Consider the following 26,481-nt stretch of genomic DNA (forward strand, 5'->3'; position numbering starts at 1 on the left):
ATGGCAGTCGAGCCGTTCGACACCGTCGACCTCATCCGTACGAAGCGCTCCGGCGGCGCGCTGAGCACCGCCGAGGTGGACTGGCTCGTCGACGCGTACACCCGCGGCTACGTCGAGGACCCGCAGATGGCCGCGATGGCGATGGCGATCTTCCTGAACGGCATGGAGCGGCGCGAGATCAAGGACCTCACGCTCGCGATGATCGCGTCGGGGGAGCGGATGTCGTTCTCGTCGCTCGGCAAGACGACGGTCGACAAGCACTCCACCGGCGGGGTCGGCGACAAGATCACCCTGCCACTGGCACCCCTGGTGGCGTCGTTCGGCGTCGCCGTGCCGCAGCTGTCGGGCCGCGGACTCGGGCACACGGGCGGCACGCTCGACAAGCTCGAGTCGATCCCCGGGTGGCAGGCGTCGATCTCGAACGACCGCATGATGCAGGTGCTGCAGGACGTCGGCGCGGTCATCTGCGCCGCCGGGTCCGGGCTGGCCCCCGCGGACAAGAAGCTCTACGCGCTCCGCGACATCACCGGCACCGTCGAGTGCATCCCGCTCATCGCGTCGAGCATCATGTCGAAGAAGATCGCCGAGGGCACCGGAGCACTCGTGCTCGACGTCAAGTTCGGGTCCGGCGCGTTCATGCCGACGTACGAGGCGTCGAAGGAGCTCGCGCAGACCATGGTCGACCTCGGCAACGACGCCGGGGTGGCGACCTCGGCGCTGCTGACCGACATGGAGGTCCCGCTCGGGCTGACGATCGGCAACGTGCTCGAGGTGCGGGAGTCGGTCGAGGTGCTCGCCGGTGGCGGACCGGCCGACGTCGTCGAGCTGACCGTGGCACTCGCGACCGAGATGCTGACGCTCGCCGGACTGCCCGACGCCGATCCCGCTGCGGCACTCGCCGACGGCCGGGCCATGGACACGTGGCGTCGGATGATCGAGGCGCAGGGCGGGGACCCGTCCGCGGCGCTGCCCGTCGCCCGGGAACAGCACGTCGTGACCGCGCCGACGTCCGGGGTCCTCACGCAGCAGGACGCGCTGCCGTTCGGCGTCTCGGCCTGGCGGCTCGGAGCCGGTCGTGCCCGTGCGCAGGACCCGGTGCAGGCCGGTGCGGGCATCGAGCTGCACGTCAAGCCGGGGGACACCGTGACCGAGGGGCAGCCGCTGTGGACGCTGCACTCCGATGACACGTCGCGGATCCCGCGCGCGCTGGAGTCGCTCGAGGGGGCGTGGGCGATCGGCTCGGCGGACTCTCCCGCCGCAGCACGTGGTCCGATCGTGCGCGAGCGCATCGGGTCCTGAACCCGGGCACCCGGCCGACCGGAGGCTCCCTGCACAGCTGTGGGGAGCCTCCAGTGTCTTCCGTTGTGGGTTGTGCACAGGTCCCTGCGCGGCGGCGGTGACCACCGATAGCCTGGGGGAATGAGCGCCGACGCCCCGACCTACCGCCTGCCCGACGCTGGGGCGGTCATCAACGACCTGCCGAAGGTCTCGCTGCACGACCACCTCGACGGCGGCCTGCGTCCCGCGACCATCATCGAGCTCGCAGCATCCGCGGGTGTCACGCTCCCCACCACCGACCCGGGAGAGCTCGGGCAGTGGTTCGCCGACCAGTCGAACTCCGGCTCGCTCGTCGAGTACCTGAAGACGTTCGACGTGACCACGTCCGTCATGCAGACCGCACCGCAGCTCACCCGCGTCGCCCGCGAGTTCGTCGAGGATCTGGTCGCCGACGGCGTCGTCTACGGCGAGGTCCGCTGGGCGCCGGAGCAGCACCTGCAGGGCGGGCTGACGCTCGACCAGACGGTCGAGGCGGTGCAGGCCGGCATCGAGGAAGCCGTCGACGCCGCCGGTGGGCGCATCCGTGTCGGCCAGCTCGTCACCGCGATGCGGCACGCCGACCGGTCGCTCGAGATCGCTGAACTCGCCGTCCGGCACCGCGACGCCGGGGTCGTCGGCTTCGACATCGCCGGTGCCGAAGCCGGGTTCCCCGCCTCGAACCACCGCGCAGCCTTCGACCACCTGGCCTCCGAGCTGTTCCCGGTCACCGTCCACGCGGGCGAAGCCGACGGACTCGCCTCGATCCGCTCCGCGCTCGTCGACGGCCGGGCGCTCCGCCTCGGACACGGCGTCCGCATCTTCGAGGACGTCGCCCTGTCCGACGCCGGGGACGGCTCGACGCTGGCCTCCCTGGGCGAGGTCGCCTCGTGGGTCCGTGACCGTGAGATCCCGCTCGAGGTCTCGCCGTCGTCCAACCTGCAGACCGGGGCGATCGCCGCGTGGGGCGACGACCTCGCCGACCACCCGTTCGACGTGCTCTACCAGCTCGGCTTCCGCGTCACGGTGAACACCGACAACCGCCTGATGAGCGGCACCTCGCTGTCGAAGGAACTCGCACTGCTCGCCGGCACGTTCGGCTACGACCTCGACGACCTGGCGGCGTTCCAGATCAACGCCGCGCTCGGCTCGTTCCTGCCGCTCGAGGACCGCGAGGAGATCATCGCCACCATCACGGCCGGGTACCAGGAGGCCTGACGCATGGGACTGCCGCCGCTGCCGGACACCGCCGTCCTCCTCGGTGCGGACGCGCACGCATGGCGTGACGCGATGCGCCTGGTCGGCGGTGCGCTCGTCGCGTCGGGCGCCACCACCGACGAGTACACCGACGCCATGATCGGCATGGTCGAGGAACACGGGCCGTACATCGTCATCTCGCCGGGGCTCGCGTTCGCGCATGCCCGGCCCGGTGGCGCCGTGGTGCGGGACGGACTCGCGGTCGTGACGCTCGCATCGCCGGTGGCGTTCGGCCACCCGCACAACGACCCCGTCCGTGTCGTGCTCGGGCTCGCGGTGGCCGAGGTCGGCACCCACCTGGAGTCGATCGGCGAGATCGCGAACCTGTTCAACGACGCCACCGTCACCGGGCGGATCGCGGCGGCGACCACGGCGGACGAGGTCCGCGCGATCATGGGGGTCTCCGCGTGAAGATCGTGACCATCTGCGGTGCCGGCATCGGGTCGAGCGGCATCCTCAAGGTGAACGCCGAGAAGGCGCTCGACACCCTCGGGCTGTCGGCGTCCGTCGTCGCTGCGGACGTCGCATCGGTGCGGGACGTCTCCGACGACGCCAACGTGATCCTGACGAGTCAGGAGTTCGTCGAGGCGATCGGGGACACCTACGCCGAGGTGATCGTGATCAAGAACCACTTCGACCAGGGCGAGATCACGGCGGCGGTCGACCGGGCGCTCGGCGAGCACTGAGCGCGTAGTGCGCCCTTTAGAGTTGGGGCATGAGCACCGAGAACCCGCTGAACGACCCCGCTGCCGACCCGTTCGAGGTCGCGCGGGACGCCGCCGCCGTCATCGCCGAACAGTCAGGCATCGAGCGGCACGACATCGCACTGACCCTCGGTTCGGGTTGGGGCAAGGCCGCCGACATCATCGGTGAGACCGTGTCCGAGATCCCGGCCGACCAGGTCCCCGGCTTCAGCGCCTCGGCCGTCCCCGGACACTCCGGCACGATCCGGTCGATCCGCCTCGCCGACGGCCGCCACGCGCTCGTCATCGGCGCCCGCACGCACTACTACGAGGGTCACGGCGTCCGCCGGGTCGTGCACAGCGTCCGCACCGCCGCGGCGACGGGTGCCTCGATCATGGTGCTGACCAACGGTGCCGGTGGCATCAAGGAACACTGGACGCCCGGCACCCCGGTGCTCATCAGCGACCACATCAACCTGACCGCCGACAGCCCACTCGAGGGCGCGACGTTCATCGACCTGACCGACCTGTACTCGGCGCGCCTGCGTGAGATGGCCCGGACGGTCGACCCGTCGCTCGACGAGGGCGTGTACACGCAGTTCCGCGGCCCGCACTACGAGACCCCGGCCGAGGTCCAGATGGCGAAGGCCATCGGCGGGCACATCGTCGGCATGTCGACCGCGCTCGAGGCCATCGCTGCCCGCCAGGCCGGCATGGAGGTCCTCGGGTTCTCGCTCATCACGAACCTCGCCGCCGGCATCCAGAAGACGCCGCTGTCGCACACCGAGGTGCTCGAGGCGGGCAAGCAGGCGGAGCCGGTGATCGCGGACCTGCTCGCACGCGTCGTCACCGCACTCGGGCAGCCGGCGTCGTGAAGCTCGACCTCGACCGGGTGCTCGGCGCCGCGCGGGCGTGGCTGGCGCAGGACCCCGACCCGGAGACCCGCGACGAGCTGGCCGCGGCGATCGACGAGGCCGCCGACGGTGACGGTCCCGCGGTCCGGGCGCTCGCCGAGCGGTTCGACGGGCGACTGCAGTTCGGCACCGCCGGACTCCGCGCCGAGCTCGGCTGGGGCCCGCTGCGGATGAACCGCGTCGTCGTGACCCAGGCGGCGGCGGGGCTCGCACGGTTCCTGATCGAGACCGGGCGTTCGCCGAGTGTCATCATCGGCTACGACGGCCGGGTGAACTCGGACGTCTTCGCGCGCGACTCCGCCGAGGTCATGCGGGGTCTCGGACTCGAGGTCACCCTGCTGCCCTCGGCCCTGCCGACGCCGGTGCTCGCGTTCGCCGTCCGGCACCTCGACGTCGGTGCCGGCGTCATGGTGACGGCGAGCCACAACCCGCCGCGGGACAACGGGTACAAGGTCTACCTCGGACAGGACGACGACGGTTCGCAGATCGTGCCGCCCGTCGACGGCGAGATCGCGGCCGCCATCGACGCGGTCGCCGCTGGTTCGGTCGCCGATCTGCCGCGCGGCACCGACTACACCGTGGCGACGTCGGCCCTGGTCGATGCCTACGTGACCGCCACAGCCGCGATCGTGCCCGCTCCGGCGCTCCCGGTCGACGAGCAGCCGAAGGTCGTCTACACGGCCATGCACGGCGTCGGGTGGGAGACCGCGCGTGCGGTGTTCGCCGCGGCCGGGTTCGCCGAGCCGGCGGTCGTCCCGGAGCAGATCGATCCCGACGGTGCGTTCCCCACGGTGTCCTTCCCGAACCCCGAGGAACCGGGCGCGATGGACCTGGCGATCGCCCGCGGTGTCGCCGTCGGTGCCGACCTGGTGATCGCGAACGACCCCGACGCCGACCGGCTCGCGCTCGCGATCCCGACCGCCTCGGACGCCGGTGCGCCGTCGTACCGTCGGCTGTCGGGCAACGAGGTCGGCTGGTTGCTGGGGTGGCGGGCCGCTGCACGGGCGTCCGAGTCCGGCGCGACCGGCACCCTCGCTGCGTCGATCGTCTCGTCGCCAGCGTTGGCCCGGGTGGCTGCGCGCCACGGGCTGGAGTACCGCGACACCCTGACCGGCTTCAAGTGGGTGTCGCGGGTGCCCGGGCTGCTGTTCGGCTACGAGGAAGCCCTGGGCTACCTGGTCGACCCGTCGGTCGTGCGCGACAAGGACGGCATCTCGGCGGCGCTGGAGCTGCTGTCGTTGGCGTCGGACCTCGCCGCGGCCGGATCGTCGATCGCCGGGCAGCTCGACGCCTTCGCCGCCGAGTTCGGGGCGTTCGCCTCGGGGCAGGTCGCGACCCGGGTCGACGACCTGTCGCGCATCGGCGAGGTCATGGCGTCGCTCCGGTCCACGCCGCCTGCGTCCCTCGGTGGCCTCGACGTGCACACGGTGACGGACTACTCGGACGGGGTGCAGGGCTTCCCGCCGTCGGACATCCTGCGCTACGACCTGGCCGGCGACGCACGGGTGATCGTCCGCCCCAGCGGGACCGAGCCCAAGGTGAAGGTCTACATCGACACCGTCGCGAACACCCCCGCCGAGGCCCAGCGCCTGGTCGACGCCATCGCCGACGCCGTGCGCCCCTTGGTGTCCTAGGGCGGGGTGGGCTTCCGCAAAACACCGGTGTTCGCGCTCTGAACACCCGCACAACGCGGTGCAGAACGCGAACACCGGTGTTTTGCTGTTCCTCCACAGGGGGTGGGGGAGCGCGGGCTGCTCACAAGGAGGGGGAGGCCGTCGTGTAGGCCGCGCGGAGCCGTGACGGTTGGGCCATGGCTCACATCACGGTGTTCGGCGCGGCTCCGAGCGATCCCGATCCGAGAGCGCACCGACGGCTTGCAGATGCCGCGCGCCGCGGGACCCTCATCCGCCTGACCGCGGGTCGGTACGTTGAACGAGAGGCGTTCGAATCAGCGAGTGCAGCGGAGCGCCATCGTGCACGGGTCGAAGCGGTCGTGCCGAACATCCACCCTGCCCTCGTGATCTCCCACGAGTCGGCTGTGGCGATGCTCGGACTCCCGTGGCTCGGGGAGTTCCCCACGCACGTCGTCGCCACCGATCCGCGTCGAGCCACCGGTCAACGTCGCGCGCACCTGCAGAAGGTCGGAGGGGCGGGTCGCCCCATCGCCTGTGCGAGCGTCGGCGGCCTGCCCGTCACGACCCTCGTGGTCACCGGGGTCGACGTCGCGCTCCGAGCGTCGTTCCGCACGGCGGTGGTCGTGTTGGACGCGGTCCTGGCCCGAGGAGTGCCGCAGGACGCGCTGCTCGCCGAACTGCGCAGCAGGGAGCCCCGTCCGCGGGCGTCCACCCGTGCGCGACGCGCGATCGAGTTCGCGGACGCTGCTGCTGACTCGCCGGGTGAGTCGGTGGCGCGGCTGTGCTGGGCAGAAGCGGGGTTCCCGCCGCCGGTGCTGCAGCAGGAGTTCCGCGATGCGGCCGGCCTGATCGGCCGCGTGGACTTCTGGTTCGAGGACGCCGGCGTCGTGGTGGAGTTCGACGGGCTGGTCAAGTACCGCGACCGGACGATGCGCGCTGGTCGATCGCCCGAGCGCGTCGTCATCGACGAGAAGCTCCGGGAGGACCGCCTCCGTGCGCATCGCCACGTCCGTCGGGTCGTCCGCGTGACGTGGCTGGACGTGGAGCCAGGCGGCAACGGCCCCGTGGCACTCGAGGCAGCCGGAGTGCGCCGTGTTCGATGAAGCAAAGCACCGGGGTTCACGAGCCGAACCGCGGCATGCACGTGTTCGACCGGCGAACACCGGTGCTTTGCGGGAGGGAACCCGCGCGCTACGCGAGCTCGAGCAGCACGTGACCGGACGAGACCGTCTGGCCGACCGGGGCGTTCAGCCCGGTGACGACACCGTCCTTGTGGGCCTGCACGGGCTGCTCCATCTTCATGGCCTCGAGCACGACGAGCAGGTCGCCCTTCACCACGGTGTCACCCTCGGCGACCGCGAGCTTCACCACGGTGGCCTGCATGGGCGACGCCACGGACGACCCGGACTTCGCCAGACCGCCACGGACGGCCGACGAGCGGCGCTTCGGGGGAGCGGTTGGCCCGGCGGGACGACGACCGGCGACACCGGCACCGGCAGCACCGCCACCGACGATCGACGGCATGGTGACCTCGATGCGCTTGCCCTGCACCTCGACGACGACGCTGTCGCGCGCAGCCGGGGCCGGCAGTTCCTCGGGGGAGCCGCTCCACGCCGGGATCTCGTTGACGAAGTCGGTCTCGATCCACTGCGTGTACACCGAGAACGGCGAGGAGTCGTCGGTCGCGAACGCCGGGTCGGACACCACGGCACGGTGGAAGGGGAGCACGGTCGGCAGGCCGGTGACCTCGAACTCGGCCAGTGCGCGCCGGGAACGCTCGAGCGCCTCGGCACGGGTGGCGCCGGTGACGATCAGCTTCGCGAGCATCGAGTCGAACGAGCCGGACACGACATCACCCGCGACGACACCCGAGTCGACGCGGACGCCGGGGCCGGACGGTGCGTTGAACGCGTGCACGGGGCCGGGCGCGGGGAAGAAGTTGCGGCCCGGGTCCTCGCCGTTGATGCGGAACTCGAACGAGTGTCCACGCGGTTCCGGGTCCGAGTAGTCGAGCACGCCGCCCTCGGCGATGCGGAACTGCTCGCGCACCAGGTCGATGCCGGTGACCTCTTCGGACACGCAGTGCTCGACCTGCAGGCGGGTGTTCACCTCGAGGAACGACACGGTGCCGTCGGCGCCGATGAGGAACTCGCAGGTGCCGGCACCGACGTAGCCGACCTCGCGCAGGATCGCCTTCGACGACTCGTACAGCGCGGTCTGCTGCTCGGGCGTCAGGTACGGCGCCGGGGCTTCCTCGACGAGCTTCTGGTGGCGACGCTGCAGCGAGCAGTCGCGGGTGGAGACCACGACGACGTTGCCGTGCTCGTCCGCCAGGCACTGGGTCTCGACGTGACGCGGCTTGTCCAGGTACTTCTCGACGAAGCACTCGCCCCGACCGAACGCGGCGATCGCCTCGCGCGTGGCGGACTCGAACTGCGAGGCGACCTCGTCGCGGGTCCGCGCGACCTTCAGCCCGCGGCCACCGCCACCGAACGCCGCCTTGATGGCGACCGGCAGGCCGACCTCGTCGGCGAACGCGATGACCTCGGAGGCGTCCTTGACGGGCTCGATGGTGCCGGGAGCGAGCGGCGCGCCGACCTTCTCGGCGACGTGGCGCGCGGAGACCTTGTCGCCGAGGCGCTCGATCGAGTCCGGCGACGGTCCGATCCAGACGAGCCCGGCGTCGATGACGGCGCGGGCGAAGTCGGCGTTCTCGGCAAGGAACCCGTAGCCCGGGTGCACGGCGTCCGCACCGGAGCGGCGGGCGACCGAGATGATCTTGTCGATGACCAGGTAGGTGTCGGCGCTCGTGGTGCCGTTCAGCGCGTAGGCCTCGTCGGCGAGGCGGGCGTGCTGGGCATCGCGGTCCTGGTCGGCGTAGACCGCGACCGACGCCTTGCCCGCGTCGCGGGCCGCGCGGATGATGCGGACGGCGATCTCGCCGCGGTTCGCGATGAGGACCTTGCTGATACGGGGCATGACACAGCAGCGTATTCGTGCGGCGTGCGTGCGTTTTGACTGACGCCCACAAAGAAGCACCCGGATCAGGTGCGGATGTCTACAGTGCCCACAGATCGTGCCAGTCGATGCCGAAGCCACGCAGGAGCATCGAGCGCAGCATCGGCAGGGACATCCCGATCACCGCGGACGGTGCCCCGTCGATCCGCGTGATGTACGCGGCGGCCCGGCCGTCGATGGTGAACGCGCCGGCGACCTCGAGCGGCTCGCCGGTCGCGACGTACGCGTCGATCTCGTCGGGGGACACGTCGTCGGCGAAGGTCAGCACCGCGCTGTCGACGGCGACCACGCGGTCGCCGTCGGCGGCCAGCGCCGACCCGCCGGGGGCGACGTCGCCGAGCTCGGGGACGCCGGCGGCGGACGTGACCAGGGACCGGACGGGAGGCACGGTGCGGGCCGGTCCCGTGCCTCCAGGCCGTCCCGTGGTCGGCTCCAGGTCCGGGCGCCGGTCGTCCCGTCGCCGGTCGATCACGCAGTGCCCGCTCCACAGCGTGCCGCCGCCGGCGGCCAGCATCTGCCGCCAGCGCTCGCGCGCGACCTCCGGGTCGTGCGGCTTGCCGTACAGCTGCCCGTCGACCTCGAAGGCGGAGTCGCCGCCGAACACGACCCCGTCGACCGGCGACCCGGCCACCGTGGCGTCCGCGACGGCCGACGCCTTCGCGACGGCGAGGAGCGAGACGAGTTCCGGACCGGTCAGGTCGCGGCCGAGCGATGCCGCGGCGGCGGCGCCGACGGCGTCCTCGTCGACCCCGGGGGACACGAGGACGGGTTCGATCCCGGACTGGGCGAGGAGTGCTCGGCGGGCGGGGGATGTACTCGCGAGGTACAGACGCATGGGACCATCTCACCATGGGTGAATCCGTCGGCACGCTGCTCGAACTCGACGTCACCGGGATCGCCCACGGCGGCATCTCGGTGGCACGGCACGAAGGACGGGTGGTCTTCGTCTCGGACGCGATCCCCGGGGAGCGCGTCGTCGCCCGGGTGACCGAGGACCGCAAGAAGTCGTTCTGGCGCGCCGACACGGTCCGTGTCCTGACGCCGAGCGAGCACCGCGTCGACCACGTCTGGCCCGAGGCAGCCCTCGATCGCGACCCCGAGACGCGCCCGGGCGGTGCCGAGTTCGGCCACATCGCCCTCGCACACCAGCGCACGCTGAAGCACGACGTCCTCGTCGACTCGTTCGCACGCTTCGCGCGGATGGACCTCGCCGAGGTGCTCGGCCACGACGTCGTCGTCGAGGCCGCGCCCGGCGACGACGCGGCGAACGGGCTCGGCTGGCGCACCCGTGTCCGACTGCACGTCGACGAGCAGGGCACCGCCGGCCCCTTCGCTGCCCGCTCCCACTCCGTGATCCCCGTCGCCAGCCTGCCGCTCGCGACCGCCCTCGTGCAGCAGAGCGCCCCGCTCGGCCGTGGTGCGCTGCCGGGCTCGTCGGTCATCGACGTCCTCGCGCCGAGCGGTTCCGAGGGGGCACGGCTCGTCATCGACGACCAGAAGCCCACCGTGGTGAGAGAGGTCGTGGGGGAGCGCACCTTCCAGGTCGACGACAACGGGTTCTGGCAGGTGCACCGTGCCGCCGCTTCCGTGCTGACCGAGGCCGTGCAGGACCTGGTCGACCGCGACCGCCTCGACCCCGAGGGCACCCACCTCGACCTGTACGGCGGTGTCGGTCTGCTCGCCGCCGCACTCGGCGACCTGGTCGGCCCGAAGGCGCGCATCACGAGCGTCGAGAGCGCCGCCCGTGCCACCGAGCACGCGCAGGAGAACCTGTCCGAGTGGCTCGGCGCACGTGCCGAGACCGGCCGGGTCGACCGCTGGCTGACGAACACCGTGGCCAACGCCTCGCGCGCCGAGAAGGACCGCTTCCGCGCCGGCACGGTCGTGCTCGACCCGCCGCGCTCCGGCGCCGGGCGGGACGTGGTCGTGCAGATCGCCGCGCTCCAGCCGGAGCAGGTCGTCTACGTGGCGTGCGACCCGGTGGCACTGGCACGCGACGTCGCGACGTTCGCCGACCTGGGGTACCGGCTCGAGGCCCTGCGGGCCTTCGACCTGTTCCCGCACACCCACCACCTGGAAGCCGTCGCGCGCCTGGTCCCCACGCGCTGAGGGCCGGGGCTCGTTCGACCGCCGTTCCTTGCGTGTCGGGGTGTCCACCAATAGGCGGACCGACCAGCGTGGCGCGGCCGAGAAGCCCCGCACCTGAGTCCGGGCTGGGTATCCTGGGTCGTTGATGGCACTCCGGTTTCAGGGGCCGGCGTCGCGCATCGGAACGAGAGGCCACAGTGGCAGCAGGAACGACAACCACCAGCACCGAGACGTCAGGGGCGGCCACCAGGCCGGTCCGGGTCGCGATCGTCGACGACCACGAGTCCGTCCGACTCGGGATCCAGGCGGCGTGCCAGAACGAGGGGTTCGAGGTGGTGCTCACCGCCGCCAGCGTCCCCGAGTACGTCCAGAACCTCGACGGGCGAGAGGTCGACGTCGTCGTCCTCGACCTGTCCCTCGGTGACGGCTCGACCGTCACCGAGAACGTCAAGGGCGTGCAGGGGACGGGATCGGCGGTGCTCGTGCACTCCATCGCGGACCGGGTCGCCAACGTGCGTGAGGCGCTCGCAGCAGGGGCTGCCGGCGTCATCCCGAAGTCCTCCGCCACCAAGACGGTGATGGCCGCGGTCGCCACCGTCGCACGGGGCGACGTGCTCAACAACCTCGAGTGGGCGAGCGCCATCGACGCCGACCGTGACTTCGCGAAGGCGCAGCTCGGACGCCGCGAGCGCGAGATCCTGCACCTCTACGCCTCGGGGCTCCCGCTCAAGCTCGCCGCCCAGCAGCTCGGCATCGGCTACTCGACGGCGCGTGAGTACCTCGACCGGATCCGGGTGAAGTACGTCGAGGTCGGCCGTCCGGCCCCGACGAAGGTCGACCTGCTGCGTCGGGCCGTCGAGGACGGGATCCTCCCGGGGCTCGACTCGGGCATCGACCCCGACGGCGACGGTCGCTGACACGGATGGTCACCGCGGCTGAGCCGGGGCGGACGGCCGTCGAACCGGCACCGTTCGGTGCCGATCCGGCGCGCAGCGTCCGCGCCTCGATCACGCAGGCATCGGTGGAGCGGGCGTTCGCGATCCTCCTGGCGATGGCCGCGATCGGGCTCGGCATCGTCGACGCGCCGGCGGTCGTGCAGCAGCTGCCGTACCTCGACCCGTTCTGGGGGCCGACGCTGATGCTCGCGCTCGCGGCGTCGTTCGTGCTCATCGGCGTAGCGGCCTTCGTGCAGCGGGTCGCCCAGATGGCGCAGATCATCTGCGCGCTGCTGTTCCTCGTCGCGCTCGTGACGTGGACGGCGACCGTGCAGGAGCCGATCCCGTCGTCGCAGCAGCCGTGGCCGTGGTGGTTCTGCACGGTCGGCTGCACGGCGGCGGCGATGGGCTTCGCCACGTGGCGTGCGACGGTCTACACCGCGCTCGTGCCGGCGGTGTACGTCGTCGTCCGGCTCAGCCCGCTCGGCGGCGACGTCGGCGTCCTCGCGGTGCTGCTCGACGGGGTCTACACGGCGCTCCTCAGCGGCGCGGTGCTCGTCATCGCGGTGGTGCTGCGCCGCGCGGCCACGGCGGTCGACACGGCGCAGTCCACGGCCGTGCGGCGGTACTCGCTCGCCATCCGGGAGCACGCGACGGAGGTCGAACGGGTCCAGGTGGACGCGATCGTGCACGACAGCGTCCTGACGACGCTGCTCTCCGCTGCACGTGCCGACACGCTCGAGGCCAAGACCCTCGCGGCGCGGATGGCCCGGAACGCGATCGACCACCTCGAGGCCGCGGCCACCGACGGCCCGGGCGACGTCGAACCGGTCGCGCTCGGGGAACTCCGGGCGCGCATCCGCGAGGGGATCGGCGCCCTCCCCGCGCCTGTCCGCCTCGTCCCGACGACGACCGGGTCGGTCCGCCTGCCCGCGTCGGTCGCGGACGCGCTGGCCTCGGCGGCGCTGCAGGCCGCGGTGAACAGCGTGCAGCACGCCGGCGACTGCGACGTCTCCCGCTGGGTCAGCATCGAGCAGCAGGGGCAGGGCGTGCGCGTCGAGGTCGGCGACGACGGCCGCGGGTTCGACGTCGCGGCCATCCCCGCTGAACGCCTGGGGGTCCGCCGCTCCATCGTCGAGCGGATCGCGACCGTCGACGGGCACGCCGAGGTGCACACCGCGCCGGGCGAGGGCACCCGCATCGTGCTCACGTGGTCGCCGGCTGCGAGGACGACCGCATGAAGGTCTCCCTGCCGGCGAGCATCGCCCTCGGACTCGCGTCGCTGTTCTCCGTCTACCACCTGGTCCTCGCCGCGGCCACGCTCCCGCGCGTCGACCAGGTCGCCCCGATCATCGCCTGCATGGCGCTCTACGCCGCGGCCACCGGCCTCGCACTGTTCGTCCCCGGCAAGGTCCTGCCGGTCTGGACGGCCTGCTTCTCCCTCGCCACCGCGATCGTGATGCCGGCGATCGCCGCCCCGGTCGTCGTCGAGGGTCGCGGACCCGGCTCCGCCACCTGGTGGATCGCGGCGATCGGCACGCTCATGGTCGTGCTCGTCGTGCGCGGCCGGGGTCCGTTCGCGTGGGCCGGCGTGCTGTTCCTGACCGTGTACACCGTCGCCTGGGCCGGCCTCGGCTCGCTCGGAGGCCTGGGCGTGGTCGGCAGTGTCGCCTGGGTCGCGATCGCCACCGTCTTCGCGGCCGCGATGAGCCGCGCCATCCGCAACACCCGTGAGCTCGTCCTCGCCGAGCAGGAGACCGCCGACTGGCAGGCTGCGCAGGACGCCCACGTGTTCGAGCGGCAGTTCCGGCTGAGCCAGACCACGCGGATGGCCCTGCCGATGCTCCAGCGCATCATCGACTCCTGCGGGGACCTGGACGATGCCGACCGTGCCGAGTGCCTGCACCTCGAGCAGGCCATCCGTGACGAGATCCGCGGCCGGTCGCTGCTGTCGGACGACGTCCGCGACGAGGTGATGCGCCTGCGTCGCCGTGGAGCGACCGTCCAGCTGCACGACGACGGCGGGCTCGACGACCTGGATGCCCCGGACATCCGTCGCATCCACGCCCGCGTCGCCGAGGCGCTGCGGCAGGCCCGCGACGCCGACAACGTCATCGTCCGGACCGTCAGCGAGGGCTCCGACTCCGCGGTGACCGTCGTCGGGCTCCGCCTCGACGTGGCGGCGAGCGAGTCGGCCGCGCTCGGAGCGGGGCTGGACGACGACGACGGTGACGAGGACGACTCCGTCGCGCTCTGGCTCGAGATCCCGCGGCACGAGCCGGCGTAGCGCGCGGCCACGCGGCCGCGCGCGTGTCGCGACGATGCACCACGTGATCGACGCGTGGATCGTCGCGAACGTGGTGCGGACGCGCACTGCGGTGGGCGCGATGGGGGACAGCCGGGAGGCGCGCGGCGGCCCCGGCACGAGCCTCCCGGCCGTCAGGGGGGGCGCGCCGGGCTGGCGCGTGCGAGGAAGCGACCATGTCGTCGTCGCGCGACGTCGGCGCTGTCGTTCTGCATCGGCCCCGCGAGCCGCACCGACGCCCGCCAGCACGCGCTGGACGCCCCCGGGAACGGGGAACGGGCCGGTCGGATACCGACCGGCCCGTTCGCGACCCGAGGCTGAGCGACAACCCGAATGTCGCCCTGCCCCGCAGCGGGCGGTGGCTTCGTACCCTAGTCGGCCACCGACCAGCGATGTCTTTCGTTGAAGGACACCGAACACCAACTACTATGCCCACGCACCAGCTGCATGTCAGTCGTCATTATGGGGGACAATTTCGGCATTTCCGGGCCGCATCCGCAGATCGTGTCCCCCGAGCGAGGGGATACCGACCGGGAAGTGCGCCCCGTGACCGTCATGATCGGCCGCGCACCGAGGGGTACATCAGCGGAGCGATCGGCCCCAGGCGCCCGGTCCGTCCTCGAGCGGGCGGCGGAGCCCCCGAGCCGCCACGTCCCAGCCGGTGCGCGGTTCGACGACGACGGCAGCGCGTCCGGCCGCCGCGGCCTCGTCGGCCTGCCGCTGCAGGACGGCCACGACGGCGGCGAGCTCCTCGGGGGTGGGTTCGCCGGAGACCACCCGGACGTCCGCCACCGAAGCGGGCTCGTCCGAGGGCACGGGTGCTGCGTGGCGTCCCATCAGAGCGGGATGTTCCCGTGCTTCTTCGGCGGCAGCGTTGCACGCTTGCCCCGCAGCGACCGGAGGGCCTTGATGACCGACACGCGGGTGGCGTGCGGCTGGATGATGCCGTCGAGCTCACCACGCTCGGCCGCCAGGTACGGCGACGCCACGTTGTACGTGTACTCGTTGGCGAGCTTCGTCCGGACCGCGGCGACGTCCTCGCCGGACTCCTCGGCCCGCTTGATCTCGGCGCGGTACAGGATGTTGACGGCGCCCTGACCGCCCATCACGGCGATCTCGGCGGTCGGCCACGCGAGGTTGATGTCGGCGCCGAGCTGCTTCGAGCCCATCACGATGTACGCGCCGCCGTAGGCCTTGCGGGTGATGACGGTGACGAGCGGGACGGTGGCCTCGGCGTAGGCGTAGAGCAGCTTCGCGCCGCGGCGGATGACGCCGGTCCACTCCTGGTCGGTGCCGGGCAGGTAGCCGGGCACGTCGACCAGGGTCAGGATCGGGATGCCGAAGGCGTCGCAGAACCGCACGAAGCGGGCGGCCTTCTCGCCGGCGTCGATGTTCAGCGTGCCGGCCATCGCCTGCGGCTGGTTCGCGATGATGCCGACCGTGCGGCCCTCGACCCGGCCGAAGCCGATCAGGATGTTCGGCGCGAAGAGCGGCTGGACCTCGAGGAACTCACCGTCGTCGACGATGTGCTCGATGATCGTGGTGACGTCGTACGGCTGGTTCGTGGAGTCCGGGATCACGACGTCGAGCTCGTGGTCGGCGTCCGTGGTCTCGAGCTCCGGGGCGACGTCGTACGCGGGCGGGTCGGACAGGTTGTTGTCCGGCAGGAACCCGATCAGCGAGCGGGCGTAGTCGAGCGCGTCGGTCTCGTCCTCGGCCATGTAGTGGGCCACACCGGAGACCGCGTTGTGCGTCTGGGCGCCGCCGAGCTCCTCGAAGCCGACGTCCTCGCCGGTGACGGTCTTGATGACGTCCGGACCGGTGACGAACATGTGGCTGGTCTTGTCGACCATGATCACGAAGTCGGTGAGGGCGGGGGAGTACACCGCACCGCCGGCCGCCGGGCCCATCACGATGGAGAGCTGCGGGATGACGCCGGAGGCCTGGGTGTTGAGGCGGAAGATCTCGCCGTACTTGCCGAGCGCGACGACGCCTTCCTGGATGCGGGCGCCGCCGGAGTCGAGGATGCCGATGATCGGCACGCCCGTCTTGAGCGCGTGCTGCATGACCTTGATGATCTTCTCGCCGGCGACCTCGCCGAGCGACCCGCCGAAGACCGTGAAGTCCTGCGCGTACACGGCGACGTTCCGGCCGTGGATCGTGCCGACGCCGGTGACGACCGCGTCACCGTAGGGGCGCTTGGCGTCCATGCCGAACGACGTGGTGCGGTGCCGCACGAACTCGTCGAACTCCACGAAGGAGTTCGGATCGAGCAGCTGCTCGATGCGTTCGCGAGCGGTGCCCTTGCCCTTCGCGTGCTGCTTGGCGATGGCGGATTCGCCCGCGGCGGTCACGGCCTCGTGGTACCGGTCGCGGAGGTCGGCCAGCCGGCCGGCCGTCGTCGACAGATCGGGGGTGTCTCCTGAAGTCACCCGCTCACCCTACCGGCGGGTGGGACGCTGCCGGTTGGAGGACCCCCACGGTTCCTGCCCGTACATTTGCGTGCATGTCCACATCCCCGTCGCCGTCGTTCCCCGCCACCAGCGAGGCGGTCCGGTCGACGGGCGCGACCATCACCGCCCCCGCCGAGACCGGGTCCACCAACGCGGACCTGCTCGCCGCAGCGCCCGAGCAGCAGCACGGCAGCGTCGTCGCGACCCTGCACCAGACCGCGGGGCGGGGCCGGCTCGACCGCACCTGGACCGCTCCGGCCGGTGAGACGCTCGCCGCCAGCGTGCTCGTCCGCGCCGACCTCGACGACCACGACCGCGGCTGGCTGCCCCTGGTCGCCGGTGCGGCGATGCGCGACGCGATCGCGTCGGTGCTCCCCGCCGGCGCGGACGTCGTCGTGAAGTGGCCGAACGACGTGCAGGTCGGCGGGCACAAGGTGTGCGGGATCCTCTGCCAGGTCGCCGCCGACGGCAGCGTCGTGGTCGGCGCCGGCGTCAACCTGACGATCCCGGCCGACCGGCTGCCCACCCCCACGTCCACCTCGCTCCTGCTCGCGGGCGCGGCCGACGACGCACCCGCCCTGGCCGACGCGGTCCTGTCCGCGTTCCTGCGCTCCGTCCTTGAGGCGGTGGCCGGCCTGGTCGCGGGTGGTCACGCCGCCGAGACGGTCCGGACCCACGTCCGCGCCGCGTGCGGCACGATCGGTCGCCGCATCCGTCTCGAGCTGCCGGACGGCAGCGTCGAGGAAGCCGACGCGACCGGCATCGACGACGCCGGTCGCATCACGATCCGGGACCAGGCGGGGCGCACCAGGGGCGTCGCGGTGGGGGACGTCACCCACCTGCGGTATGCATGACGGCATGACCGCCGAGCCCCCGCCCGAACGTGTCGTCGCACGCCTGCGACCGCACGCCCGTCGGCTGGTGCGCCCGGCGGTGTTCGTCGTGCTCGTCACCGCGGCCGGCGGGTTCGGCTTCGGCGTGTTCCAGGCCCAGCTGGCGTGGCTGAACGCCGTCGTCGCGCTCGTCGTCCTGGTGCTCGTCGTGTTCGGCGGCGCGGTCCCGCTGTTCCGCTGGATGTCGGAGCGGTACGTGGTCACCACCCGTCGTCTGGTCGTGGTGGGCGGCCTCGGCACCCGGACGCGGCGGGAGCTCCTGCACTCCCGCGGCTACGACGTCACGGTGCGGCGTCGGGGCCTGCAGGGCCTGTTCCGCTCCGGTGACGTGCTGGTGTTCCCCGGGGACGACCCGGCGGTGGTCCTCGCCGACGTGCCGCACGCCGACCTCGTCGTCGCCGTGCTGCACGACCTGGTGGAGGCGTACGAGGCCAGGCGTCGGCACCGTGAGCCGGACTGGGACGAGATCGTCGGCGGTCCGGACCGTCCGCCGTGGGGCGACGTGCGGGCCTGACCGCGGACGCCGCGACACCCCCTGGGGAGCAGTGGTGAGACTTCGGCGAGAAACCGGTACCGTCTTCGACGTGCGTATCTCTGTCATCGGCTGCGGCTACCTCGGTGCCGTGCACGCCGCCTCCATGGCCAAACTCGGACACGAGGTCGTCGCTGTGGACGTCGACCCCACCAAGATCGAGCGGCTCGCTGCCGGCGAGGCCCCCTTCTTCGAGCCCGGCCTGCCCGAGATCCTGACCGAGGCCCTCGAGTCCGGTCGGATCCGCTTCACCACCGACATGGCCGAGGTCGCCGGTGCCCGCGTGCACTTCCTCGCCGTCGGCACCCCGCAGGGCCCCACCGGCGCCGCGGACCTGACCTACGTGAACGCCGCCGTCGCCGCGCTCACCCCGCACTTGGCCGCCGGCGAGTTCGTCGTCGGCAAGTCGACCGTGCCCGTCGGCACCGCGGCGCGCCTGGCCGCCGAGGTCAGCGAGGCCGTCCCCGGTGCCACGCTCGTCTGGAACCCCGAGTTCCTGCGTGAGGGCTTCGCGGTGCAGGACACCATCGCGCCGGACCGCTTCGTGTACGGCGTGCCCGACGGTGCGGCCGGCGAGCAGGCCGTCGCCGCCCTCGACGAGGTCTACGCCGAGGCACTGTCCACCGGCACGCCCCGACTCGTCGTCAACCTGCCCACCGCCGAGCTCGTGAAGATCAGCGCCAACGCGTTCCTCGCCACGAAGATCTCCTTCATCAACTCGATGGCCGAGATCGCCGAGGTCGCCGGTGCCGACGTCACGGCGCTCGCCGACGCGATCGGCCACGACGCCCGCATCGGCCGCAAGTTCCTGAACGCCGGTCTCGGCTTCGGTGGCGGATGCCTGCCGAAGGACATCCGCGCGTTCCAGGCGCGGGCGAACGAGCTGGGCGTCGGGGAGTCCCTGGCGTTCCTGGCCGACGTCGACGCCACGAACCTGCGCCGTCGCGCGCACGTCGTCGAGCTGGCGCAGGAGCTGCTCGGTGGGGTCGTCAGCGGCAAGCGCGTCGCCGTGCTCGGCCTGGCCTTCAAGCCGAACTCCGACGACGTCCGCGACTCGCCGGCACTCGACATCGCCGCTCGCCTGCACGAACTCGGCGCCGTCGTCTCGGCGTACGACCCCGAGGCCGTCGTCACCGCGCGCCGCGTGCACCCCGAGCTCGACTACGTCGAGAGCGCTGCCGAGGCGCTGGGTGGAGCGGAGCTCGTGCTCGTGCTGACCGAGTGGACCGAGTTCCGCGAGCTCGACGCGACGGCCGCTGCCGCGCTCGTTGCGTCGCCCGTCGTCATCGACGGCCGCAACTGCCTCGACCGCGAGGCGTGGACCGCCGCCGGCTTCACGTACCGCGGCATGGGGCGCTAGCCGCGACCGACAGGAGGCCCGGTGCCGGTCCGTGGGACCGGCACCGGGCCTCCTGTGCGTTCATCGCGTCGTCAGCCGATGGCTGCGCGCAGCACCGCGCGGTACCGCTCGCCGATCCGTTCGGTGGAGAACTCCGCCGCCGAGACGACGGCCTGCTCCTGGTAGCGCGTCCGCGCCGTGTCGTCGGTGAGCACGCGCTGCAGTGCCGCGCGGAGTGCCGGGACGTCGCCCGGGGGTACGAGCACGCCGGACACGTCGTCCTGCACGACGTCCCGGATGCCGGGCAGGTCGCTCGCCACGATCGCGGCGCCGACCGCCGCGGCCTCGAGCAGGGTCACCGGCAGGCCCTCCTGGTCGCCGTTCGCCGCCGGGATCGACGGAACGGCGACGACGGTCGCCGCGGCCAGGGTCTCGAGGACCTCGGTGCGGCCACGCTGGCCGAGGAACGACACCGGCAGCCCTGCAGCCTGCTGCTCGAGCTGGGTCCGGTACGGGCCGTCACCGACGACGGTGAGCCGCCACGGCACGTCGTCGCCCAGGCCGCGGAGCGCCTCGATCAGGTTGCCGAAGCCCTTCTTCTCGACCAACCGCCCGACGGCGACCACGTGGTGCTCCTGTGGCGCGACGCGCGCGCGGGTGTCGCGGGCCGGGCCCAGGTCGACACCCATCGGGATCACGGTCGAGCGTGACTCGGGCACACCCCACTCGGTCAGCCGATCACGCATCTCGGAGTTGACGGTGGTGACGTGCGCTGACCGCCCGAAGATCCACCGCTTGAGGCGGACGAGGGGAGCCGCACGGAGCGCGTAGATGTCCCCGCCGTGGGTGGTCACGACGACAGGCACGCCCGGAGCGGCCAGGGTCGCGACGAGGGCCTGGGGGATGGCCCAGTGCGCGTGGATGACGTCGGGCTTCGCGGAACGCACCACGCGCCGCACGGCCAGGTACTGCGCGAGCACCAGGGCGGGCACCTGCACGATGCGGGAGCGGCGTTCCTTGAGGTTGTCGAGGATCGCGCCGTCGGCCAGGTCCTCGAAGCGACGCGGGAAGTACGGGTAGCGACGGACCGCGACCTCGCCGATGCGCTCCTTCGTGGCACCGCCGGGCACGCGGGGCGTGAGGACGAGGGTGTCGAACTCGGTCGCCTCTTGGTGGGCGAGGTCGAGCACGAACGCCGGCACCCCGTCGTCCGGTCGGGCCGGGAACGTCGAGCCCAGGACGAGCAGGCGGGGGCGTCCCTGGGGGGAGCGGGCGGAGCGAGTGGTGCGGGACATCGTGCCTTTCCGGGGGTGGCGGGGGACGGTCCGGTAGGCTCTCACCCCGTGCGCGTACTGATCCACAATAGCGATTCGCCCCACAACCGCGGGGACCGGGCGATCCTCGCCGGCAACGTCGAGCTCGTCCGCCGCCGGTGGCCCGACGCCGAGATCGTGTCCCTGTCCCAGTACCCCGAGCGGGACGCCGCGTGGTTCGGGATCCGGTTCCTGCCGGTCTCCCCGTACAGCACGGGCATCGGCGACCTGTTCGCCCTGCTGCGTGCCGCCCGCGGCGCCGACGTGGTGCTCTGGGGTGGCGGCGAGATCCTGAAGGACTACACGAACAAGCTCGGCCTCGTGTACTGGTTCGGCAAGATGCTGCTCGTCCGTGCGGTCAACAAGAACCTCGTCGGGGCGTTCCAGGGCATCGGCCCGACCACCGCCGGGGTCAGCAAGCGCCTGATCCGCGCCACCGTCGACCTGTGCAGCGCGTTCGCCGTCCGTGACGACGAGTCCCGCGAGAAGCTCCTGTCCTGGGGCGTGACGACGCCGATCGTGTCGTCCTTCGACCCCGCCGTCGTCGGGACGGTCACCCCGCCCGACGCCGAGGTGCTCGAGCGGCTCGAGCGCACCACCGGCCTGACCGCCGAGCAGCTCGACGGCTCGATCGGCTTCGGCGTCCGCCGCTGGTTCCACTACAAGCGCAGCGGCTGGATCCCGTTCCGGTTCCTGCCGAAGCGTTTCCGCCAGACCGGTGTCGACAGCGACAAACTCGTGACCTACCGCCAGGCCGTCGCCGACCTGGCCGACCGCGTCATCGACCGCTGGGACGCCGACGTGGTGTTCTACCCGATGCACATGGAGGCGTCCGAGGGTGACGCCGCGTTCGCCCGCGAGGTCATCGCGCTGATGCGGCACGCCGACCGCACCCACGTGGTCGAGGCCGACGAGTTCTCGCCGTCCGAGTACGCCGGGCTGATGTCCCGCAGCCGCCTGTTCCTGGCGAGCCGCCTGCACTCGGCGATCGTGGCGACCATCGCCGGGGTGCCGGCCGCGGTGCTCTACTACGTCGACAAGGGCCGGCTGTTCTTCGAGCAGATGGGACAGCAGGCGTACTCGAAGCCGATCGAGGCCGCGCTCGAGTCCACGTTCGTCGACGACGTCACGGCGCAGCTCGAGGCGCTCGACGCGGACCGCGACACGGTCCGTGCGCAGCTCGCCGAGGGCGTGGCCCGCATGGCGACCGCACTCGACGCCGACTTCGCCGAGGCGACGCGCGACGTCCGCTGACGTCGTCCGCTGACACGACGGGCGCGAACGCGCGCCCGTGACGGACAGGAGGCCCGTGGCGACACCGCCACGGGCCTCCTGTCCGTCGTGCGCACGGTGCAGCCGCGTGCCTGACGGGCGTCAGCTCGTCCGGGAGGCGAAGCGCTTCAGGTAGGTGATGTCGTTGCGGTAGACGTCCTGGTCGCCGGGGAGCGTGCCGCTGGACGCCCACTGCCAGAAGGTCCACTTCGACCAGCTGCGGCCGAGGGTGCCGGGCGTGGTGAAGTCCTTCACCGGGTAGATCGCGACGAACAACGGGTTCTTCGAGAACTGGTTGCTGTTGTTCGTGCAGCGCTTCCACCAGTCGGTCGTGGTGTAGATCGCGGGGTACCGACCCGTCTTGGCGACGACCGTCCGGTTGAAGTCCTTGATCCAGCTGCGCATCGACGACCACGACTTGCCGTAGCAGGTGCCCTGGGCGGCGCTGCCGTACTCGATGTCGAGCAGCGGCGGCAGGGTCTTGCCGTCCTTGCTCCACTGGCCGCCGTGCGCGAAGAAGTAGTTCGCCGTCGCGGCGCCGCTCGCCTGGCTCGGCTGGGCGTAGACGTAGCCACCGCGGTACAGGTTGCGCTGCTTCGCGGTCGCGTACTGCTGCTTGTACGTCGAGCTGACGTACGAGGTGCCCTCGGTCGCCTTGACGTACACGAACCGGGCGCCGTTGCCGTACGCCTGCCGGAAGTTCACGCTCGGCTGCCACGCGCTGATGTCGAAGCCCTGCACCCGGCCCGGGGGCGGACCGCCGGCGGAGGCGGCAGCGGCGGAGGAGCTGAGGGCCTGCGCGCTCACGCCGCCGGACAGGGCGTCGGGCGAGGCGGTCGTGACGTGGGACTCGCCGGCGTGCGCGGCGATGCCGGCACCCATGGTGTGGTTGCCGGTGCGGTCCATCTCGGCGATGGACAGCTGCTCGGTGGGTGCCTCTGCCGCCGGCGCCGCTGCCGACGTACCCGCCGTGGGGGCCGGTGCCGCGGTCGCGGGGTCGGTCGTGGTGACGCCGACGGCCGGGCCGCTGGCGAAGGTGATGGCCCCGGCGACGACGGCGGCGGTGCCGAGTCCGAGGAGTCTGCTGATCGGTGCACGCATGTGGTCTCGTCTTCCCTGTCGAGATGCCGTGGGCCTGATCTCCCACGCCGAGGTCCGAGTGATGCTACCCGGCCTCGGCGACACATGTCCGTCAGGCGCACACGGGCGGCACCCGCCGCGGTGGGCTACCGCCGCCGGCGCGGCGCTGTGTCGGTGTCGTCGGTCTCGACCTCCGGCAGGCGCCCGCGCGAGGCGACCTCGCGCGTGGCGTGCTTCTGCCGGCGGTTGAGGAAGTTGCGCTCGACGAGCCACCACATCCCGACGCAGATGGCCAGGGTGACCGGGATCACCACGAAGACCATCAGCAGGAACTGCCACTTCGGGTACAGGCCCATCGGCAGGAGCAGCAGGTTGCCGAGTCCGAGCAGCGGGCTGTGGAAGAGGTAGACCGAGTACGACACGAGGCCGGCGAGCACGAACGGCTTCCAGGCGAAGAACCGTGCCAGCCAGGTGTGCTGCCCGGACACGGCTCGGCGTCCCATCCAGGTCAGCAGGATGCCGGCGAAGATGCCGAGGACGACCTCGGACGGCCAGGTCTGGTGCTGCCAGTAGTCGCGGTTGCGGAAGAAGACGAGGAGCATCCCGACGAACATCGCGGCGACGAACACGCCGCCCTGCCACCGCGGGCCGCCGAGCTTCGAGGCGTTCAGCTTGCCGGTCAGGTGCTCGTCACGGGCCTTCACGGTGAGTTCGGCGGCCAGCATGCCGACCGCGAAGAGGCCGACGAACCACGGGTGCATCCACGAGTAGCGGCTCTCGGAGCCCATCCACATGCCGATCAGGACCAGCGAGGACGCCGTCGCCCAGCCGCCGAAGACCCTCCAGAGCGGCAGGATCAGCAGCGGCATGAGGAAGTAGATCTGCCACTCGACGGCGACCGTCCACATCGGGCCGTTGATCTTGCCGATGTACTGCGGGAAGAAGTCGTGCACCAGGAAGAAGTGCGTGAGGAAGGTTCCCCAACCCATCGGCAACTTCGTGTCCCACTGCGTGCCACCCGGCTGCCCCATCACGGGGACGAACAGGATGATGAGCGCGAAGACGACGAGCGACGCCCAGTACGGCGGGATGATCCGTCGTGCGCGGCGCCAGATGAACTTCCAGAAGCCGCCCGGCAACCGGTAGCGGTCGAACCGGGTCACGACGGGGAGCATCAGCACGTAGCCGGACAGCACGATGAACAGCGGGACGCCGAGGTAGCCCCACCCGATGAACGGACGGAGCCACGGCAGCTCGGTCGGACCGGTGCCCCGCATCCCCGTGAAGAGGTACGCGTGGTAGAACACCACGGCGAGGGCGGCGAGTCCGCGGAGACCGTCCAGGTACGGGAACTCGAGACGGCCCCCGGCTCGGGGAGCGGCGGCCCTCGGTTCGGCTGCGGTTTCGGCTGCGCGGGTTTCGGTGGCCAACGAACGTCCTCGTGGTGGTCGGAGCGGGGTCCCCGGCAGTCTCCCACACGCCGAGCGTCCCTCGCGATCCGGCCCGGTGCGGTCCGACAAGCGATCGGATGTCATGATGAAGCACGTGACCGTGACGACGCCCGCAGCACCGCAGTCCGCCCACGAGCCCGTTCGAGGCCGTTCGGGGACGGCTTCCCGACGGTACCGGCACCTGGTCGCACCCCTGCTCCTCGCGGTCCTCACGGTGGTCGGCGTCGTCCTCTGCGCTGCGGTGGCCTACCACAACCGTCTCGGCGTCACCAACGTCGACGGCATCTCCTACATGGGCATCGCGCGCGAGTACGCGAACGGCTGGCTGCCCGATGCGATCAACGCGTACTGGTCGCCGCTGGTCTCGTGGATGATGGCGCCGTTCGTCGCGCTCGGCCTCGGCCTGCAGACGGCCTTCGCGATCGTCAACTGCTTCGCCGCGGCCGTGGTGCTCGGCATCGGCGGGTGGCTCGTCTGGTCGCAGAACCACCGCATCGTCCCGGCCCTGGTCTTCATGGTCACGGCGATCCCTGCGCTGATGAGCGCCGTGCCGGTGCAGACCCCGGACCTGCTCGTCGTCGCGTGGGTCGTCGGGTTCCTCTGGGCACTCCGGTGGGCCGACCAGGCGCTGCACGGATCGACGCGGGCGCGGGTCGTCTCCGGGGCCGTGCTCGGTGCCGTCGCAGCCCTCGGCTACTTCACCAAGCTGTTCCTGCTGCCGGTGGCCATCGGTGCCGTGATCCTCTGGCTGCTGCTGCGCGTCTGGTCCGCCCGCCGTCGCCACGAGCCCGTGCGGCACTGGTGGACGGCGCCCGTCGCGACGATCGTCGTGTTCGTCGTCGTCATCGCCCCCTGGGTCGGTGCCCTGACCGCCAAGTACGACACCGTGACGCTCGGGTCGTCGCTGTCGGTCAACATCGGATCGAAGTTCGACGACGGCGGTCGAGCCACGGACTGGCCGTTCCTGCCGGTCCCGCCCAACGACCACGCCTTCTCGCCGAACGAGGACTTCACCCCGTCGGTCTACAAGCAGGGCCCGATGGACAACCCGGACCCCGCCGTGGTGCCGCCGGCCACCTCGTCGTCCAGCGACGACACCGCGCCGAAGGTCACGAAGGAGTCCGGCATCGCCGCCCGCGCCGGCTACTACCTGCACGAGCGCATGCTCGCCCTGCCGTACTACCTGCAGAAGATCAGCACGTTCGCCCCGTTCGCGGCGCCGATCGCGCTGCTCTTCGCCGCCGCACTCGTCATCGGTGTCGTGCGCTTCCGCCGCTACGCCTTCACCTGCATCGTCGCCGCGACGACCCTGGTCTACTTCGTCGGCTACGGCATGATCACGTCGTCGTCGAGCGGCGGCGGCAACGCGCGCTACTACTGGCCGCTCTTCTACCTGACCGCGATGATCGGTGCGCTCATGCTGCCGGCGGTCTGGCGACTGGTGCGCCGTCGTGGCGTGGTGCGGACGATCGTCGCGTGCCTGGCGATCGCCGTGGTGCCCCTGGCGTCGTACACGCAGAACTGGCTCGGATCGCCGGCGCCGTTCTACCCGTCGGTCAACCGGACCGAGCCGCTGCGCGTCCTCGGCCCGACCCGGGTGCCGGAGATCGTCCGGCTCGCCGACCAGATCCGGGCGAGCGGCGCGCTCCCCGAGGACGCCACCGTCATCGGGTCGAACTACCGGTCGCTGGCGTCGCTCGCCTTCCTGACCGACACGCGTGTGTACGGTCGCTCAGGTCAGGGGTACACCTACCAGTCGGACGCGATGCGCAAGCTGTTCCTCGACCAGGGCGTGCAGTACTTCGTGCAGTTCGACGCGGCCACCGCCCCGGCGCGCGACTACTCGGCGGCCGGCAAGGTCGTCGGCACGTACAACGCGACGATCTCGTGCAGCACCGACCGGTCGACCGACCCCGAGGTGCCCTGCCGCGTCCAGGTCATCAAGCTCGCCCGGTAGCGCGAGCGACGGGGCGAGCGAGGGCCGCAGCGGCACCGCAGGG

Annotated in this window: 23 protein-coding genes; 16 read left to right on the top strand and 7 right to left on the bottom strand. The window is 71.7% G+C overall.

Features of this window, described 5'->3' with window-relative positions:
* The 7 genes from ASF75_RS09635 (at window position 1) to ASF75_RS09665 (ending at window position 6,905) form a co-directional block, all read left to right on the top strand.
* Complete coding sequence (locus ASF75_RS09635) at window positions 1-1,299, top strand: thymidine phosphorylase (protein ID WP_056070813.1); 1,299 nt, start codon at window positions 1-3, stop codon at window positions 1,297-1,299.
* A gap of 120 nt (window positions 1,300-1,419) precedes the next feature.
* Window positions 1,420-2,532 (top strand): adenosine deaminase, encoded by a 1,113-nt coding sequence (locus ASF75_RS09640; protein WP_056070815.1) that lies wholly within the window; start codon window positions 1,420-1,422, stop codon window positions 2,530-2,532.
* A gap of 3 nt (window positions 2,533-2,535) precedes the next feature.
* Window positions 2,536-2,982, top strand: a complete 447-nt coding sequence (locus ASF75_RS09645) for a PTS sugar transporter subunit IIA (RefSeq protein WP_056070818.1) — start codon at window positions 2,536-2,538, stop codon at window positions 2,980-2,982.
* Window positions 2,979-3,257, top strand: a complete 279-nt coding sequence (locus tag ASF75_RS09650; protein ID WP_017888750.1) for a PTS sugar transporter subunit IIB — start codon at window positions 2,979-2,981, stop codon at window positions 3,255-3,257. Before ASF75_RS09645 ends, ASF75_RS09650 begins: the two co-directional genes overlap by 4 nt.
* Before the next feature lie 29 nt (window positions 3,258-3,286).
* Entirely contained in the window at window positions 3,287-4,129 is an 843-nt protein-coding gene (locus tag ASF75_RS09655; RefSeq protein WP_056070821.1) for a purine-nucleoside phosphorylase, read from the top strand.
* Window positions 4,126-5,802 (top strand): phospho-sugar mutase, encoded by a 1,677-nt coding sequence (locus tag ASF75_RS09660; RefSeq protein ID WP_056070823.1) that lies wholly within the window; start codon window positions 4,126-4,128, stop codon window positions 5,800-5,802. Before ASF75_RS09655 ends, ASF75_RS09660 begins: the two co-directional genes overlap by 4 nt.
* Before the next feature lie 383 nt (window positions 5,803-6,185).
* Entirely contained in the window at window positions 6,186-6,905 is a 720-nt protein-coding gene (locus tag ASF75_RS09665; RefSeq protein WP_156463837.1) for a hypothetical protein, read from the top strand.
* An 88-nt stretch (window positions 6,906-6,993) separates the two neighbouring features.
* Here ASF75_RS09665 and ASF75_RS09670 read toward each other — a convergent pair whose 3' ends face one another.
* Window positions 6,994-8,781 (bottom strand): acetyl/propionyl/methylcrotonyl-CoA carboxylase subunit alpha, encoded by a 1,788-nt coding sequence (locus ASF75_RS09670; RefSeq protein ID WP_056070830.1) that lies wholly within the window; start codon window positions 8,779-8,781, stop codon window positions 6,994-6,996.
* Between the two features lie 79 nt (window positions 8,782-8,860).
* On the bottom strand, window positions 8,861-9,655 hold the full coding sequence (locus ASF75_RS09675) for a Maf family protein (protein WP_056070832.1): 795 nt from the start codon (window positions 9,653-9,655) through the stop codon (window positions 8,861-8,863).
* A gap of 14 nt (window positions 9,656-9,669) precedes the next feature.
* Here ASF75_RS09675 and ASF75_RS09680 point away from each other — a divergent pair, with 14 nt between their 5' ends.
* The 4 genes from ASF75_RS09680 to ASF75_RS09695 all read left to right on the top strand — a co-directional run bounded on the left by ASF75_RS09680 (window position 9,670) and on the right by ASF75_RS09695 (window position 14,130).
* A complete protein-coding gene (locus ASF75_RS09680; protein WP_056070835.1) occupies window positions 9,670-10,929 on the top strand; it encodes a class I SAM-dependent RNA methyltransferase in 1,260 nt (419 codons plus the stop codon).
* A 176-nt stretch (window positions 10,930-11,105) separates the two neighbouring features.
* Complete coding sequence (locus tag ASF75_RS09685; RefSeq protein ID WP_017888757.1) at window positions 11,106-11,825, top strand: response regulator transcription factor; 720 nt, start codon at window positions 11,106-11,108, stop codon at window positions 11,823-11,825.
* 5 nt (window positions 11,826-11,830) lie between these two features.
* Window positions 11,831-13,084 carry a sensor histidine kinase gene (locus tag ASF75_RS09690; RefSeq protein WP_017888758.1) on the top strand — a complete coding sequence of 418 codons (1,254 nt, stop codon included), beginning with the start codon at window positions 11,831-11,833 and terminating at the stop codon, window positions 13,082-13,084.
* Window positions 13,081-14,130, top strand: coding sequence for a hypothetical protein (locus ASF75_RS09695; RefSeq protein WP_056071078.1), 1,050 nt, complete (start codon window positions 13,081-13,083; stop codon window positions 14,128-14,130). The genes ASF75_RS09690 and ASF75_RS09695 overlap by 4 nt, the downstream gene beginning before the upstream one ends.
* 600 nt (window positions 14,131-14,730) lie before the next feature.
* Here ASF75_RS09695 and ASF75_RS09700 read toward each other — a convergent pair.
* The gene (locus tag ASF75_RS09700) at window positions 14,731-14,964 is read right to left on the bottom strand and encodes an acyl-CoA carboxylase subunit epsilon (RefSeq protein ID WP_235517597.1); all 234 of its coding nucleotides are present in this window, start codon (window positions 14,962-14,964) and stop codon (window positions 14,731-14,733) included.
* 20 nt (window positions 14,965-14,984) lie between these two features.
* Window positions 14,985-16,580, bottom strand: a complete 1,596-nt coding sequence (locus ASF75_RS09705) for an acyl-CoA carboxylase subunit beta (RefSeq protein WP_017888761.1) — start codon at window positions 16,578-16,580, stop codon at window positions 14,985-14,987.
* A gap of 74 nt (window positions 16,581-16,654) precedes the next feature.
* Here ASF75_RS09705 and ASF75_RS09710 point away from each other — a divergent pair, with 74 nt between their 5' ends.
* From ASF75_RS09710 to ASF75_RS09720, 3 genes are all read left to right on the top strand, one after another.
* Window positions 16,655-17,455, top strand: a complete 801-nt coding sequence (locus ASF75_RS09710; RefSeq protein ID WP_056070837.1) for a biotin--[acetyl-CoA-carboxylase] ligase — start codon at window positions 16,655-16,657, stop codon at window positions 17,453-17,455.
* A gap of 4 nt (window positions 17,456-17,459) precedes the next feature.
* The gene (locus tag ASF75_RS09715) at window positions 17,460-18,008 is read left to right on the top strand and encodes a PH domain-containing protein (protein ID WP_017888763.1); all 549 of its coding nucleotides are present in this window, start codon (window positions 17,460-17,462) and stop codon (window positions 18,006-18,008) included.
* Between the two features lie 70 nt (window positions 18,009-18,078).
* On the top strand, window positions 18,079-19,386 hold the full coding sequence (locus ASF75_RS09720; RefSeq protein ID WP_042538819.1) for a UDP-glucose dehydrogenase family protein: 1,308 nt from the start codon (window positions 18,079-18,081) through the stop codon (window positions 19,384-19,386).
* Window positions 19,387-19,457: 71 nt separating this feature from the next.
* Here ASF75_RS09720 and ASF75_RS09725 read toward each other — a convergent pair whose 3' ends face one another.
* Window positions 19,458-20,660: a glycosyltransferase gene (locus ASF75_RS09725; protein WP_056070839.1), complete on the bottom strand. Its 1,203-nt coding sequence runs from the start codon at window positions 20,658-20,660 to the stop codon at window positions 19,458-19,460.
* Window positions 20,661-20,708: 48 nt separating this feature from the next.
* On the opposite strand from ASF75_RS09725, the gene ASF75_RS09730 reads away from it, so the two are divergent.
* Window positions 20,709-21,932, top strand: a complete 1,224-nt coding sequence (locus tag ASF75_RS09730; protein WP_056070842.1) for a polysaccharide pyruvyl transferase family protein — start codon at window positions 20,709-20,711, stop codon at window positions 21,930-21,932.
* 120 nt (window positions 21,933-22,052) lie between these two features.
* Here the strand turns inward: ASF75_RS09730 and ASF75_RS09735 are convergent, their stop codons facing one another.
* The gene (locus ASF75_RS09735; protein ID WP_200942684.1) at window positions 22,053-23,051 is read right to left on the bottom strand and encodes a GH25 family lysozyme; all 999 of its coding nucleotides are present in this window, start codon (window positions 23,049-23,051) and stop codon (window positions 22,053-22,055) included.
* A 125-nt stretch (window positions 23,052-23,176) separates the two neighbouring features.
* The gene (locus tag ASF75_RS09740; RefSeq protein ID WP_056070845.1) at window positions 23,177-24,460 is read right to left on the bottom strand and encodes an acyltransferase family protein; all 1,284 of its coding nucleotides are present in this window, start codon (window positions 24,458-24,460) and stop codon (window positions 23,177-23,179) included.
* Between the two features lie 115 nt (window positions 24,461-24,575).
* On the opposite strand from ASF75_RS09740, the gene ASF75_RS17880 reads away from it, so the two are divergent.
* Window positions 24,576-26,438: a hypothetical protein gene (locus tag ASF75_RS17880; protein ID WP_235517599.1), complete on the top strand. Its 1,863-nt coding sequence runs from the start codon at window positions 24,576-24,578 to the stop codon at window positions 26,436-26,438.
* Window positions 26,439-26,481 lie beyond the last annotated feature (43 nt).

It is taken from the genome of Curtobacterium sp. Leaf154, from assembly GCF_001424595.1.
GTDB classification, from domain to species: domain Bacteria; phylum Actinomycetota; class Actinomycetes; order Actinomycetales; family Microbacteriaceae; genus Curtobacterium; species Curtobacterium poinsettiae.